Below are 13,387 nucleotides of genomic sequence, written 5' to 3'. Positions count from 1 at the left end.
ACTTGATTGAGGAGCAGAGAATGAAGGCAGTCGCGCCACAGCATGGTGGGAATTTGCGTGAGCAGGTGGCTCGTTACGGCGGAGCATTGACCGACTGGCTGGATCTTTCCACTGGGGTGAGCCCTTTTGCCTATCCGGTGGGCAGCCTGCCTGCCGAGGTTTGGCAGCATTTGCCGCAAATCGATGACGGTTTAGAACAGGCCGCTCTTCGTTATTATAATGCGCCGTTTAAACCGCTGGCGGTGGCTGGCTCTCAGGCGGCGATTATGGCCTTACCTAGTATTATTTTGGCGCGTCTCGAGTGTTCCAAGGCCGTGGTGGCGCTGCCTAGAGTTGGCTATAAAGAGCACCAACATGCTTGGCAACAGTGCGGCGGGTGCGAGTTGCTGTTTTATGATGATTTCCCTAGCCCGCAGCTGGTGGCTCGCAGCGATGTACTGGTGGTGATCCATCCCAATAACCCAAGCGGGGAGCGCTATTCGGTGCAGCAACTGCTTGAGTTGCGCCAGCATCTGGCTGCCAGAGGCGGGTATTTACTGGTGGACGAAGCCTTTATGGATTGCACACCGCAGTGCTCGTTATTGCACCCTGAGCTGGATTTATCGCATCTGGTGGTGCTGCGCTCGGTAGGTAAATTTTTTGGTTTAGCAGGGGCACGGGTTGGTTTTGTATTTGCCGAGCTGGCCATGCAGGTAGCGTTGGCGCATCGGCTGGGTCCTTGGACGGTGGCTGGTCCTTGTCGCTGGGTGGTACAACAGGCACTGCTCGATAAACCCTGGCAGCAGCAAACCAAGCGTGCGTTAGGCGTAGCCTCGCAGCGCCTTAATCAATTATTAGCGAAATATTTAAACTGTCGGCTGGCGGGCAGCCAGCTATTTACCAGCGCTTATCTGGTGCAAGCAAGTGACTGGCATAGGCAACTCTGTGAAGCCCAAATTTACACCCGTTTATGTGACGAAGGGGATGCGCTGCGCTTTGGTTTACCCGCCAGTGAGGCTGATTGGACAAAATTAACCAAGGCGTTGCAACAGCTAAGCCACGCCATCAAGGAGACCAGCGATGGCGAATCGGATTGAACTAGTTTTGGGTGGTGCCCGTTCCGGGAAAAGTGCTTACGCCGAGCAACAGGCGCAGCTATCGGGCAAAAGCGTGATTTATCTTGCCACCTCTCAGGTGCGTGATCCCGAGATGGCGCAGCGGGTGGCAATGCATCAACAGCAGCGTCCAGCCCACTGGCAAGTGATTGAAGAGCCAGTTGCATTGTCCGAGGCATTACTCGCCCATAGCCGCGCCGATAATTGCATTTTGGTGGATTGTTTAACCCTGTGGTTGAGCAATTGCCTGTTTGAGTTTGACCAGGTGCAATGGCCCGAGCGTAAGCAAAGTTTACTGACCAGCTTGGCCCAACTTCCCGGACAAGTGATTTTAGTTAGCAACGAAGTGGGTTGTGGCATTGTGCCGATGGGTGAGTCATCGCGTCGTTTTGTAGATCAAGCTGGCTGGCTACATCAAGCGATTGCAGCCCAAGTAAACAAGGTGACGTTGGTCACCGCTGGCCTTCCCATGCATCTCAAAGGATGAATATTATGTGGTTGAATTTTATAACTTTAAACTCGGTTGCTCCGATCCCAAACCTACATCAGATTAGTGACGCGGGCGCAGGTGACGGGCTGATGCAATTGCACCCCTCGCGCGATACCGAGTTGATTGCCTGTGGTCAGGCGAATACCTTACTGGATGGCCAATTTTTGCCTTCTCCGGAATTGGCCAACGGCTCGGTGACTCCGGCGATTTTGGTTCATGGAATATTTCGCGCGCTGCAGGCCAAAGGTTATAAAATTCGACTGCATTGTTATCAATTAGGCCTGGAGCATGAACCTGATTTTAATGGCAGCATGGTTGATCACCTGGTGGTGCATCACTGTGCGCTGGGTGCAGAGCAACAGCTGATGCAACAACAGTTGATTCCTGAGTTGAAACGTCAGGCGGCAGCGGGCGAGCGGCATCTGATCGCCGAGTCGGGAATAGGAGGCACTAGCTTTGCCAGCCTTTGGTTACGACGTTGGTTGGGTCAAGTCTTGAGTTTTGCTGGGAGTACCAAAGATCCGGAAAAGTTGCGAGTAAAAGAACAATTGATTGAATCTCTGCTGAGTCAGACCGCACAACTGCCGCTGGCGGTGGAGCCTTATGTGGCTAGTTTACAATGGTCGGATCCCATTCAGCGAGCCTGTTGTGCACTACTCGACTCGGAGTTAGTTCGTCTCGACTTTGCCGGAGGCGTGATGATGTTTGCACCAGTGATTGCCATGCAACATCAACTTCGTGATAAACAATTGAGCATTGCCACTACGCGCTGGGTGATGGCCTCCGGTGATTCGCAAATTATCGCCGCGGCACTGCCTGCGAATTGTCGTGTATTGACTCCCGAACTACGTTTTGATGGCTCGAAGTTTAAGGCATTGCAAATGTATGAAAGAGGCTACGTGATTGAAGGCTGTGGTTTAGGCGCTTGTTTGGTATTTGCCGAGCAGCAGGCAATTAAGCCACAACAGCTACTCGCCAGCCTCGATAGTGCGGTGACGCCATGGTTGAAACCGCAACAACAGCAACAACAGCAACAAGGATCCGCTCATGCAAGCATGCACTAAAGCCCTGATGGTTCAAGGCACGACTTCAGATGCGGGTAAATCGGTGCTGGTGGCCGGTTTGTGTCGCGTACTGGCACGCAGGGGCGTTCAGGTTGCGCCTTTTAAGCCACAGAATATGGCTTTGAATAGTGCGGTTACCATCGACCATGGCGAAATAGGCCGCGCCCAAGCGGTACAGGCTTATGCTTGCGGTATTGAGCCAAGCACCGATATGAATCCGATTTTACTGAAGCCCAATACTGATGTGGGGGCGCAGGTGATTATTCATGGTAAGGCGCATGCGGAGATGGATGCAGTGTCTTATCATGCCTATAAACCTAAGGCGATGAAGTATGTGTTGGAGTCTTTTGCTCGTTTACAGGCGAAATATCAAAGCGTACTCATTGAAGGCGCGGGAAGCCCAGCCGAGATCAACTTGCGTGAGCATGACATTGCCAATATGGGCTTTGCTCAAGCCGCCAATGTGCCGGTGATTATTGTGGCTGATATCGATCGCGGCGGGGTATTTGCGCATTTGTACGGTACTCTTGCATTACTCACCGAGGCGGAACAGGCGCAGGTGGTGGGCTTTGTGATTAATCGCTTTCGCGGTGATAAAGCCTTATTGGAGAGCGGTTTACAATGGCTGGAGCAGACAACGGGCAAGCCAGTATTAGGCGTATTGCCTTATTTACATGGTTTGATGCTGGAAGCTGAAGATGCAATTAATGTGAATCAGCTGAAACAGGCGGAACATCCCTTGAAGGTAGTGGTGCCGATTTTACCGCGCATTAGCAATCACACTGACTTTGATCCATTGCGCTTACACCCCAATGTGGATCTGGTGTTTGTCGCTAAACATCAACCATTGCCAGCTGCGGATTTAATTATCTTGCCCGGTTCGAAGAGTGTTCGCAGTGATTTGGCATTTTTACGCGACCAAGGCTGGGATAAGCAAATCGAGCGGCATTTGCGGTTTGGCGGTAAGTTGATGGGAATTTGTGGTGGTTTGCAGATGTTGGGGGAAGTGATTGCGGATCCTCTCGGTATCGAGGGCGTTGCGGGTGAAAGCGAAGGTTTGGGATATTTGCCTTTACAAACTGAATTGCAGAACAACAAGCAGCTGCGGCGTAGCAAGGGTATTCTGACGATGCCAGGGGCCGAATCCGTAGCAGTATTTGGATATGAAATCCATGCTGGCCGCACCTCGGGGATTGGTCCTCAGGCACCGCTGAGTTTAGACTCTGGCCCCGACGGTGCATTTGGAATGGAGCAACAGGTGTTTGCAACTTATTTACATGGCATCTTTGAATCCAGCGAAGCCTGTGCCGCCATTTTACGCTGGGCTGGTTTAAGCGATGCCAAGGGGCTGGATTTTGAGGCGCTGCGCGAGCAGGGCATTAACCGGGTGGCTGATGCCATAGAACAGCATCTCGATTTACAAAAGTTGTGGCCAGAGTTTGATTTTTCATCTCCAGCCGCTCCCAGCGTTCCACAAGCCACTGGAGTTAACATTGCCTAAGCAACAACACCTATGTCCGGCCTTAGTGGTCGCCGCGCCTAGTTCGGGCAGTGGTAAAACCACGGTGGTTGCGGCCATCGCCCGGTATTTTACTAACTTGGGTAAAACTGTACGAGTATTTAAAACTGGCCCCGATTTTATTGATCCTAACTTTTTGGCCTTTGCCAGCGGGCAGCCAGTGTATCAGTTGGATTTTTGGATGTGCGGTGAAGCCCACTGTAAAGCTCTGGTGGCCGAGGCTGCGCAACAGGCAGATTTGATCCTGATTGAAGGGGTGATGGGCATGTTTGATGGCCAATGTTCCAGCGCCGATATTGCAGCGGTGTTGGGGATCCCGGTACTGGCGGTAATCGACGCCGCCGCCATGGCACAAACCTTTGCGGCGATCGCCTTTGGTCTGAGTCATTATCGTCAGGATGTTGCAATGTATGGCGTGTTTGCCAATCGGGTTGGTTCTGCGGCTCATGCACAAATGCTTAAAGATGCCTTGGCCGATTCATTGACATTTTGTGGTTATCTGCAAAAAAATTCAGGGCTTACCTTGCCAGAGCGTCATTTAGGTTTAGTGCAAGCCGAAGAGTTGGCCGATCTCGATCAACGATTGGATTTAGCGGCTGCGATGCTCGCCGAAACCGCCAAGCTCAAGTTGCCTCCCCCAGTCGCCTTACTGGCCCCCCAGGCAGAACCTCTGCCCCTCTTGTTGGCCAACTGCACCATCGCGATTGCTCGCGATAAGGCTTTTAGTTTCATCTATCAGGCGAATTTAGATGTATTGCAGAAACTGGGCGCTCACTTAGTATTTTTCTCGCCCATTGCAGGTGATGAACTCCCACTCTGCGATGCGCTGTATTTGCCCGGCGGTTATCCTGAGTTACATCTGCAAGCCTTACAGGCCAACCAAGTATTGATGCAGCAGATCAGACTGCATGCCCAGAGCAAGCCGATTTTGGCAGAATGCGGCGGTATGCTTTATCTCAATCGAAGTCTAAGTGATGTCGATGGGGTGAGCGCCGAGCTCTGTGGGGTGCTGGATGCCACGGCGCAAATGCAGGATAGGCTATGCGCCTTGGGTCTGGTGGAAGCTGATTTTTCCGGTCAAAAACTGCGCGGTCACAGTTTTCATTATTCTAAAACCCAGTCGCAGCAGTGGGTATTATGCACGCCGATTGCCCAATCGGGCCGCGAGATGGATCCGGTGTGGCAGCAAGAAAAGTTGATAGCCTCTTATATTCATTGGTACTTTCCCTATAATCCTCAGTTAGTTGCCAGTATCTTTAAGGGGGAGTTGTGAGCCTTATATTGATCCGCCACGGTCAAACGCAGTGGAATGCGCAGCGGCGCATCCAAGGCTGGCTGGATAGCCCCTTAACCGAGCAAGCGCTGCAGCAATTGCTTACGCTGCCTTTGCCCGCTTGTCATCTGCCGTTGTTGTTTTGCAGCGATTTAGCTCGCGCTTATCACAGCGCTCAGCTATTGGGAAAGCGTTTAGGCTTGAAACCAAGCGTTGATGTGCGGCTTCGCGAACGCTGTTTTGGTGAACTACAGGGTGAGGTGATCGATCAAAATCAGCACTTAAGTGAGCAGTGGCGAGTCTACCAGCAACGTTATCAACGACAAATGCAGGGTGTGGCCGGGCTCGAGTCGGAAGCTGATTTTGCGGCGAGAATTCATTCTTTCTTAATCTCTCTGGCCCCTTTCGCTGAGCAACACGACATTATCATCGTCGGTCACGGCGAATGGTTACGTGCCTTGAGCAATATTCTGCGTGGGCAATGCTCCTGGGCAGAAGGTCAAGGCATTGGTAGCAATGGGATCGTCCAAAGGCTGGACTTTCCAATACAGCACTCGGGACTGCAATGCAGTGCTTGAATGGAGCGATTGGCGCATTTACCTATAACATAAGAATGATTTAGATGAGCACTACCAGCATTGATTTACTGCGCCATGGTTTACCCAAAGGGGCAGACTGCTTTCGCGGCCATAGCGATTTTGCCTTAACCGAAGAGGGGATGGCGCAAATGTTTGCCGCCATGCAACATGCCCCCGTGGCTGAGCGATTGGTGAGTTCGCCGCTCCGTCGTTGCCGTGATTTTGCCGAGCAATACGCGCAGCAGCATCAATTAGAACTGCTGCAGGCCAAACAATTCATGGAAATTGATTTTGGCGACTGGGACGGTCTGCCCAAGCAGCAGGTTTGGGAGCGAGAGCAGCAAGTCTTGAGTGCCTTTTGGGCCGATCCCTGGCATGTGACACCGCCCGGCGGCGAGAGTTTATTGGCCTATGAACAGCGGATTGTGAGTGCCTGGAAGGCGCTACTCAAACAACATCGAGGTAAGCGCGTGTTGTTAGTCACCCATGGCGGGGTGATTAAACAAATTTTGCGTTACGTCTTGCAGCTGCCAAGAACCGCCAGTTACTTGCAACGCTTGGAGATTGGCTATGCAGCAAGGATCTCCATTTCGGTTTTTCACGATTCAGATGGCCAACTTTGGCCTCAGGTAAGTTTTACATGACAATTGCTTCTAAAATCACCTATCAATGGCAGGTTCTGCTACTGGCGATTTCTATTTTTACCCGTTTGCCAGTTCCTGCGGATCTGCCTTATAGCGAAGATCGCAAGAACGAGTCTTATAAATTCAGCCCCCTAGTGGGCTTGCTGGTGGGTTGTTTAAGCGCTTTGGTGTATTCGCTCAGCGCCCAGCTGTGGCCGCAAAGTGTGGCGGTGGTGTTATCGATGATTGCCAGTATTTATATGACCGGTGCTTTTCATGAAGACGGCTTTGCCGATACTTGCGATGGCTTTGGCGGTGGTTTTACTCCGCTCCGCAAGCTGGAAATTATGAAGGATTCGCGGGTGGGCGCTTACGCGCTGATAGGCATGGTGTTGGTACTATTGCTCAAATATGTCAGTCTCAGTGAGTTGCATCAAGTGCCCTTAGCCTTGATGATTGCTCATACCTTAAGCCGCTGTGTTGCGGTGAGTTTTATCTACAGCCATGGTTATGTGCGCCAAAGTGAACAGTCGAAGTTAAACATTGCTCACAGCCCAAGTCGTAACAATGATCGCCTGGTATTGTTGTTGATTAGTCTGCTGTCGTTAAGCTTGTTGCCAAGCTTGGGCCTAGCGGTGGCTTTAGTTGGTGTATTGTTACTGGCGCGGTTTGGTTTCGGCCGTTGGTTGCATGTACAGATCGGGGGCTATACCGGTGATGCGCTGGGTGCGATTCAGCAGTTATCAGAACTGCTCTGTTATCTGTTTTTATTATATTGGTTGAGTTAAAGGCGATGCGGTGGGGGTGGGGTGGCTTTTATGCCCCTTCATCAGCAGCACTTCGCTCCCTGGCGAATACTTGTTTCAATATTGTTTCGTTTGGCGAATGCTGTTGATTGCTGTTTTGCTTTGACGGTACCGCTATTTTTATTTGCTCAGCCAAAGTTTAGTTGCTGAAAAGAAGGCCGCCCCGGGGCATTTTTTTCCCTGCGTGGCGCAAGTTGTTATGCGTTGTTTGGCCGTAACTGATATGTAATCACAAACAATTCATTGGTATCTGGGTAGATTTCTTTGATGAGCTCTTTAAGTCTTGGTAATTCCAAAAACTCTTGTTGAGCATGGAATTCATTGATCTCATCAAACTTTATTGGTGCTACAGATTCAATTTCTATATCGCAAACTTTTTGATCGGTTTCCAAGGTGAAAACTTCGACTTGAGAGCCGACAATATAATGGCTTTCAGATTTGTCTCGGATCGTGATTGTCTTTTTACCTGATGTAATCAATGGCGTAAGAAATTCATAAAACGTAATTTTATCTGGAACATCAGTCATTGTTTATTTTCACTTTGCAATATATAAACAGATAAGGGTTGTTATGAAGAAAATTTCCTTGTGATAACAAGGAGATGTTCCATCTTTCCCGCATTTTTGTTAAAGACAGCGATTTTAAAGCATCAATTAAACGAGTTGCAGTAACTGTCTTTATAATTTTGTTATGGGTATTTTTGACTAGGATACCAATTTTTTTCAACAAGCATTGGAAATACCTTGGTTTCGAATATTGAACTAACCTGAACTTGCTTGATATTGGAGGTATTGATCCACTTTAGCTCAGCAATTTCAGCTGCTTCTTTCAGCTTACCTTGATATGAATGGACTACATAAACATCCATCTCGAGCTCAATTTTTTCAATAGCTGAAGCTGGCGCTTTATATGAGTTAAAAATGAAAAGTCGCCCTTTTTTATGGTGATTCCAACTTCTTCTTTTAACTCTCTCACTAAGGCGTCTTCTGGAGACTCTCCCATATCAGGCTTTCCTCCTGGGGCAAAAAAGTATCGTTCCCTTTGGAGCGCAAAACCAATAAAGACTTATTTTCAATGATGATTCCAGCTGACTTTTTCATTCATATTTCCTGATTTATAGCTATTATTAGACATAACACGCTCGCAACTAATAGACATAACGCTGGCAGCCGCTACGCATATTTGGTCAGGTTAACCAAACGCGCTGCTTTGTGGTGAAAGCGAAGTCGCAACAAAGCAGCTTTGGTTGTGCTTGGCATTGTTATGTCGAAAGTTCATGAAGCATAAGCTGAGCACCTACACCGTAACTGGGGTCTACCGCTTGGCTTCCTAAAGATGAAAAGCCTTGCTTTTTCCAGAACTCAGAAGAGTCTTGCACTGCAACCAAGCGAATCTGCTGAAAACCGGAATTTTTCGCAATGTTTAGCAAATTCCCCACCATCTTTTTGCCTAGGCCGTGACCTGCAGCAGTACTCGAAATAGCCAAATCATGTAAAAAAAGAATTGTTCCCTCTGAGCCAACTGGCAGAGCTTGAAAGAGCTTTGGTGGGGTATCCTTATTCCATGAATGAGCCAACAAGTATCCAATTACGTTGCCTGCTTTTTCATACACGAAGCAACATTCTGGAGAACACAACCACTTACTTTTCAGAACTTCCAAACTTTCCGGATCGACCAGAGCATAAGCTTCGGCTTGAAGCTTTAAAATTTCTGACCAAGTGGCTTCATTTATTGGCTTTATAGACATCTTCGAACTCTAAATATTGCTGTATAACAGGAAATAGAAAATTCAGCTTCCTACCACGGAAAGAGTAGTCGTATTAGCACAAAGTTGTTCATGTACTGATGCTCTTGCTTTAACTGATTGTCTACTTTGATATTTTTTCACTTTTTTCACTTTTTTCAATGTCAGCGTTTATTTTTTTGATTGGAATGACCCTCATTCAGCCTTATAAATAACGAACTTACATTATTCTTTGTTAAGGAATATATATAAATGTTCTCATTTTGTTGGTTTGATTGCTAGTGGGAATGTTGTGGTTTTTATATTTCTATTCTTCGGGATGATTAAATCAATATTTCAGTTTTATTTCATTTCAGCCTAGCATGTTAGCGTTGAATTAATCAATATATAACCACTTGTTTTTGTTGATTTTTTTTGCGGTTCGTGTATAGAGATCTTGGGAGAGCGATCTATTTAAATCGCTCTTATGGAAAATCAAAACTATTATATGGAGTAGAAATGAAAATAATTATGCTATCAATTTTATCTTTATTATTAAGCATCATTTCAGTTAGCGCATTTTCAAATGTTGTTTTATACGAACAAGATTTCGAAAATCCGACGGGTTATATTAATGGGAATGGCGATGCGAGTCTGCAGTCTGTTAATGCCTTGTATGGTGATCAACCCACAGGTTTTTCTTTCGCTCAAAAAAAGACGGTCGAAACGCTATATATATCGGGGAACGAAGCCTATGGTACAGGGTATTTAGACTCGTCTCGCCAAGGTGGGAATTATGCCTTGGGGATGCAGAATAGCCCGCAAAACGATTTAATTGGTTTGTCATTTAATGTTGGTCATTACGATTTTCTAAATTTTATGGCTGATATATCAAGCATTGAGCTTAGCTCTTGGGGGCCTCATGGTGTTATAGGTACTCCTATATTTGAGTTCACTCTGTTTGACAATCCGACGGGTGTGAATGGCACTGGTTCAGGGAAGGTTCTCGATAGTGGTGTTGCATCAGGAACGGCTTCTGACGTCGATACTTTTGACTGGAGTAGCGTTTTGCTTCCTCTTGAAACGGATGGTAATACCAACGGCAATGTTACATTGAGAATTGATTTGTTAGGGGGCGGTTATGCAGCGATAGACAACCTTCTAATTGTAGCTTCAGATATTCCTAACGATGTTCAGGTCCCTGAACCAAGCTCAATATTTCTATTATCACTTGGACTCATCGGATTGATGATGAACCGACGGAAGACCCTAACTAATCCCCATATATTCTAGTGTCACTGCCGTTATACATGTCTAGAGATCTTCTCAACGGGCGAACAAGCATTGGTGGTTAATGACCTAAATATTCCATCAATGCTTACTCTGTAGGAACGAAGAACATAGAGTACTTGTTTGTAAAAGCGGAAAGCCGGAGGCGTAGCTCTTTGTAGCCTCTAATTATTGCTGAACTGTGGGGTGTCATTCCGTATGTTTTTCGAAATGACACTCGATCCTATTTATGGGCATTATCGTATCAGGCCCAACAGTTTATAATTTAAAAAATGAGACCAAATTGACCAAATCATCTGATTGCTGATGCTGTTTGATTATTTGTGTTTCGATCTCGGTGAGCGTCTGCACATTATCTTCTAAAAGTGTTTTGATCTGTTCTACATTCATACTGATTTCTTTAGCGACGGATGTTTGCTCTTCTGTTGCAACAGATACTTGGGTATTCATCTGCGATACTTCATCAATTGCATTTACAATCGAATCATAGGCTGAACCAGATAGCTCCATTAAGCCGACCACTTCTTTGGTACTCTCTGATGATGAAGAAATGGCTTGCACGACATTTTTTGCACCGACTTGAATAGTATTAATAATGTTTGTTATTTCTGCGATAGAATTTTGAGTTTTCTGAGCTAAGCTACGCACTTCATCGGCTACGACGGAAAAACCTCTTCCTTGCTCTCCTGCTCTGGCGGCTTCAATAGCAGCATTCAGCGCTAACAAGTTGGTTTGATCGGCAATACTGCGGATAACATTGAGTATGCTGGCAATGTTATGACTGTCGTCACTTAGCTTGCTTACTAAGGTCGTTGATGATGTCATTTCCTGAGATAGATGATTGATCGCACCTAATGTTTGTTTGACTTTATCAATACCACTTTTGGCCTCGTTTTCTGCAGTTTGGCTTTGATCTGAAGCATTTTGTGCATTCTCAGAGATATCGTTTGTCGACATTGCCATTTCATGTATAGCGGAGGCGAGCATATCTGTTTGAGATAACTGAATTTGGACTGATTCGGTTGATTTTTTGGCTGAGCCGCTGATGATGGTACTGGATTCCGAAATAATATTTGTTAAGTCGGACAAGCGTGAAATAATTTTACGTAATGCCAAAGCCGATTCATTTAGGGCTGTATTTAATGAACCAAACTCATCATTTACGGCAATTTCGATATCTTTTGTTAAATCCCCTGATGATATTCTTTGAGCAAAATATATAGATTGATTTAATGGGCTCATAATTGAACGAATTAACCAATATCCCATACTAATAGCAGCCACAATAGATATTCCAATCGCCAAGACAATTAAGGTGATTGCTTGTTGGCGTTTTTGTTCAGCGATTCCAAGTTCTATCGATACTAGTTGAGTCATTTTTTTTGACGCCATCATGGCTGAACTTAACATAGAATCCGTGGCTTGGTTTAAGTTGCTATTTTCCGTTTTGATCCTTTTAAATAATGCTAAATAGTTTTGTAAGTTTCTTTCTAAGAGAGAAATAGTGTTTTTTGTATCATCAGATAACATGACATTTTTTATTTCTGATGCTTGAGTGTTTAGGTTTTCAATTTCATTGATGATTTTACCTTCTGATTCTTGATTATATTTTGCATTGTAAGTCCAAATGTTCACTCTAAGATCGTTGAATTTGTCTTTTAATTCTTTGGCTCGCTTGTATCGTCCAAATTCATCAAAAAGATGCTGATTCTTCGAGTAAAAATCATCAATGGAGAGCAGTGTGTTATCGATGTTCGAAGAGATACTGGCCGCTGCTTGGCTAAATTCTCCGCGAGCTTTGATTGCATTTTGTTTTGATGTTGAAAAATGACTAAATGCGTCAATGAAATCTTCAACGCTGTTGGTTATATTTTCAACTTCTTTTTTACTGGAAACTACTTCCATCATCGATTTAACTTGGTTGAGAATTGACCGTGTTTTCTCGGTTTGTATATAAGCATTCTCTTTAAATTTAGATTTTTCTGAAATCATGTAGTCGGCTTGTGCTAGGCGAGCAAGATAAAGTGAAGTATCTGCTTGGTTTAATTCTCGTACGATCTTAGTTTGATATGCTTGTTGTTGGATTTGAACGGTTGTTAATGTTCCTAATACGATAATAATTAGAACGAATATACTTAGTATAAATAAAAGTTTTCTCTTTATGGTAAATATCATTTGCTACCTCTTGAACTTCTTAAAAAAACAAACAATAGGTTGTTTATTTGGTAAGCCGCCAGATTAGTAGTCAAATTAATGCAAAGCAATTATCTTATAAAAGTGAATGAATTCATTATTGTTTATAATGTAAATATATCTGAACACCAAGAATATATTACGAAGCGACTTGTCTTGATAAGGGTTTAGATCGGTGGCTTGAATTTCTTGCGCCTTTTACCGCTGGATAGTTTTCGACGATTACACAGCTGCTCAACCTGCTCCAAGTGGAGGTGAGTGCCCAGCTCACTGGCATTCAGTTTATGGCTGATGGGGCTTTATCCCGGCTTTTTAGCGTTTCAATTTGACCAGTGCTTTTGTCAAGCGGGGCGCCGCGGTGTGGGGGAAAGGCGGTCTGCTGGGCTGCGGTTCACTTGCTCTGTTTACCCCTCACTGCTAATAAGTCATCAGCCACCTTACGGGTGATTGCCTTGGCAATTTGGGTCTGACAGGTGATGGCAGCAATTGTCGCGATGGAGTCATGCAAGTCGAGCGTTTGAATCAGCGCCTATATCGTGTTGATTTTATTGCTTTTATTATCGGTTTTTAGTTGGCCGTAGACCAACTGTTTGGCGCTGACGTGGATATTCACCATATGGATAGTGCTTTGTTTGTCGTCTCTGTTATAAGAGTCGCGCAAGGTCTTGCCATCAAGGGCAACTGTTCCATTGAATACACAGAGCTCTTGAAACGCTGAAGGTGACGAATATTTG

14 protein-coding genes are annotated in these 13,387 nt (G+C 45.9%); 9 read left to right on the top strand and 5 right to left on the bottom strand.

Features of this window, described 5'->3' with window-relative positions; genetic code table 11:
* Positions 1-20: 20 nt before the first annotated feature.
* From cobD to ACRRSW_RS15180, 8 genes are read left to right on the top strand one after another with little or no spacing between them, the layout of a single operon-like run.
* The gene (gene cobD, locus ACRRSW_RS15215) at positions 21-1,076 is read left to right on the top strand and encodes a threonine-phosphate decarboxylase CobD (RefSeq protein ID WP_432452393.1); all 1,056 of its coding nucleotides are present in this window, start codon (positions 21-23) and stop codon (positions 1,074-1,076) included.
* The gene (cobU, locus tag ACRRSW_RS15210; RefSeq protein WP_432452394.1) at positions 1,060-1,581 is read left to right on the top strand and encodes a bifunctional adenosylcobinamide kinase/adenosylcobinamide-phosphate guanylyltransferase; all 522 of its coding nucleotides are present in this window, start codon (positions 1,060-1,062) and stop codon (positions 1,579-1,581) included. Before cobD ends, cobU begins: the two co-directional genes overlap by 17 nt.
* 5 nt (positions 1,582-1,586) lie before the next feature.
* On the top strand, positions 1,587-2,648 hold the full coding sequence (locus ACRRSW_RS15205) for a hypothetical protein (RefSeq protein WP_432459765.1): 1,062 nt from the start codon (positions 1,587-1,589) through the stop codon (positions 2,646-2,648).
* Positions 2,632-4,149 carry a cobyric acid synthase gene (locus ACRRSW_RS15200; RefSeq protein ID WP_432459764.1) on the top strand — a complete coding sequence of 506 codons (1,518 nt, stop codon included), beginning with the start codon at positions 2,632-2,634 and terminating at the stop codon, positions 4,147-4,149. Before ACRRSW_RS15205 ends, ACRRSW_RS15200 begins: the two co-directional genes overlap by 17 nt.
* Positions 4,142-5,440, top strand: coding sequence for a cobyrinate a,c-diamide synthase (locus tag ACRRSW_RS15195; RefSeq protein ID WP_432459763.1), 1,299 nt, complete (start codon positions 4,142-4,144; stop codon positions 5,438-5,440). Before ACRRSW_RS15200 ends, ACRRSW_RS15195 begins: the two co-directional genes overlap by 8 nt.
* On the top strand, positions 5,437-6,018 hold the full coding sequence (locus ACRRSW_RS15190; protein ID WP_432459762.1) for a histidine phosphatase family protein: 582 nt from the start codon (positions 5,437-5,439) through the stop codon (positions 6,016-6,018). Before ACRRSW_RS15195 ends, ACRRSW_RS15190 begins: the two co-directional genes overlap by 4 nt.
* 44 nt (positions 6,019-6,062) lie before the next feature.
* Positions 6,063-6,662 (top strand): histidine phosphatase family protein, encoded by a 600-nt coding sequence (locus ACRRSW_RS15185; protein WP_432459761.1) that lies wholly within the window; start codon positions 6,063-6,065, stop codon positions 6,660-6,662.
* Positions 6,659-7,429, top strand: a complete 771-nt coding sequence (locus tag ACRRSW_RS15180; RefSeq protein ID WP_432459759.1) for an adenosylcobinamide-GDP ribazoletransferase — start codon at positions 6,659-6,661, stop codon at positions 7,427-7,429. The genes ACRRSW_RS15185 and ACRRSW_RS15180 overlap by 4 nt, the downstream gene beginning before the upstream one ends.
* A 215-nt stretch (positions 7,430-7,644) precedes the next feature.
* Here the strand turns inward: ACRRSW_RS15180 and yqfB are convergent, their stop codons facing one another.
* The 4 genes from yqfB to ACRRSW_RS15160 all read right to left on the bottom strand — a co-directional run bounded on the left by yqfB (position 7,645) and on the right by ACRRSW_RS15160 (position 9,194).
* Positions 7,645-7,974 carry a N(4)-acetylcytidine aminohydrolase gene (gene yqfB, locus ACRRSW_RS15175; protein ID WP_432459758.1) on the bottom strand — a complete coding sequence of 110 codons (330 nt, stop codon included), beginning with the start codon at positions 7,972-7,974 and terminating at the stop codon, positions 7,645-7,647.
* Between the two features lie 161 nt (positions 7,975-8,135).
* Positions 8,136-8,315, bottom strand: a complete 180-nt coding sequence (locus ACRRSW_RS15170; protein ID WP_432459757.1) for a hypothetical protein — start codon at positions 8,313-8,315, stop codon at positions 8,136-8,138.
* On the bottom strand, positions 8,300-8,506 hold the full coding sequence (locus ACRRSW_RS15165; protein WP_432461123.1) for an NUDIX domain-containing protein: 207 nt from the start codon (positions 8,504-8,506) through the stop codon (positions 8,300-8,302). The genes ACRRSW_RS15170 and ACRRSW_RS15165 overlap by 16 nt, the downstream gene beginning before the upstream one ends.
* Before the next feature lie 202 nt (positions 8,507-8,708).
* On the bottom strand, positions 8,709-9,194 hold the full coding sequence (locus ACRRSW_RS15160; RefSeq protein WP_432452403.1) for a GNAT family N-acetyltransferase: 486 nt from the start codon (positions 9,192-9,194) through the stop codon (positions 8,709-8,711).
* A gap of 495 nt (positions 9,195-9,689) precedes the next feature.
* Between ACRRSW_RS15160 and ACRRSW_RS15155 the strand changes: the two genes are divergently transcribed.
* Complete coding sequence (locus tag ACRRSW_RS15155; protein WP_432452404.1) at positions 9,690-10,463, top strand: PEP-CTERM sorting domain-containing protein; 774 nt, start codon at positions 9,690-9,692, stop codon at positions 10,461-10,463.
* A gap of 255 nt (positions 10,464-10,718) precedes the next feature.
* Here the strand turns inward: ACRRSW_RS15155 and ACRRSW_RS15150 are convergent, their stop codons facing one another.
* Complete coding sequence (locus ACRRSW_RS15150) at positions 10,719-12,635, bottom strand: methyl-accepting chemotaxis protein (protein WP_432452405.1); 1,917 nt, start codon at positions 12,633-12,635, stop codon at positions 10,719-10,721.
* Positions 12,636-13,387: the final 752 nt, after the last annotated feature.

The organism is Agarivorans sp. QJM3NY_25, assembly GCF_050870875.2.
GTDB lineage: Bacteria > Pseudomonadota > Gammaproteobacteria > Enterobacterales > Celerinatantimonadaceae > Agarivorans.
The sequence above is the reverse complement of the archived record's forward strand: the minus strand, read 5'-3'. Positions and strand labels throughout refer to the sequence as shown.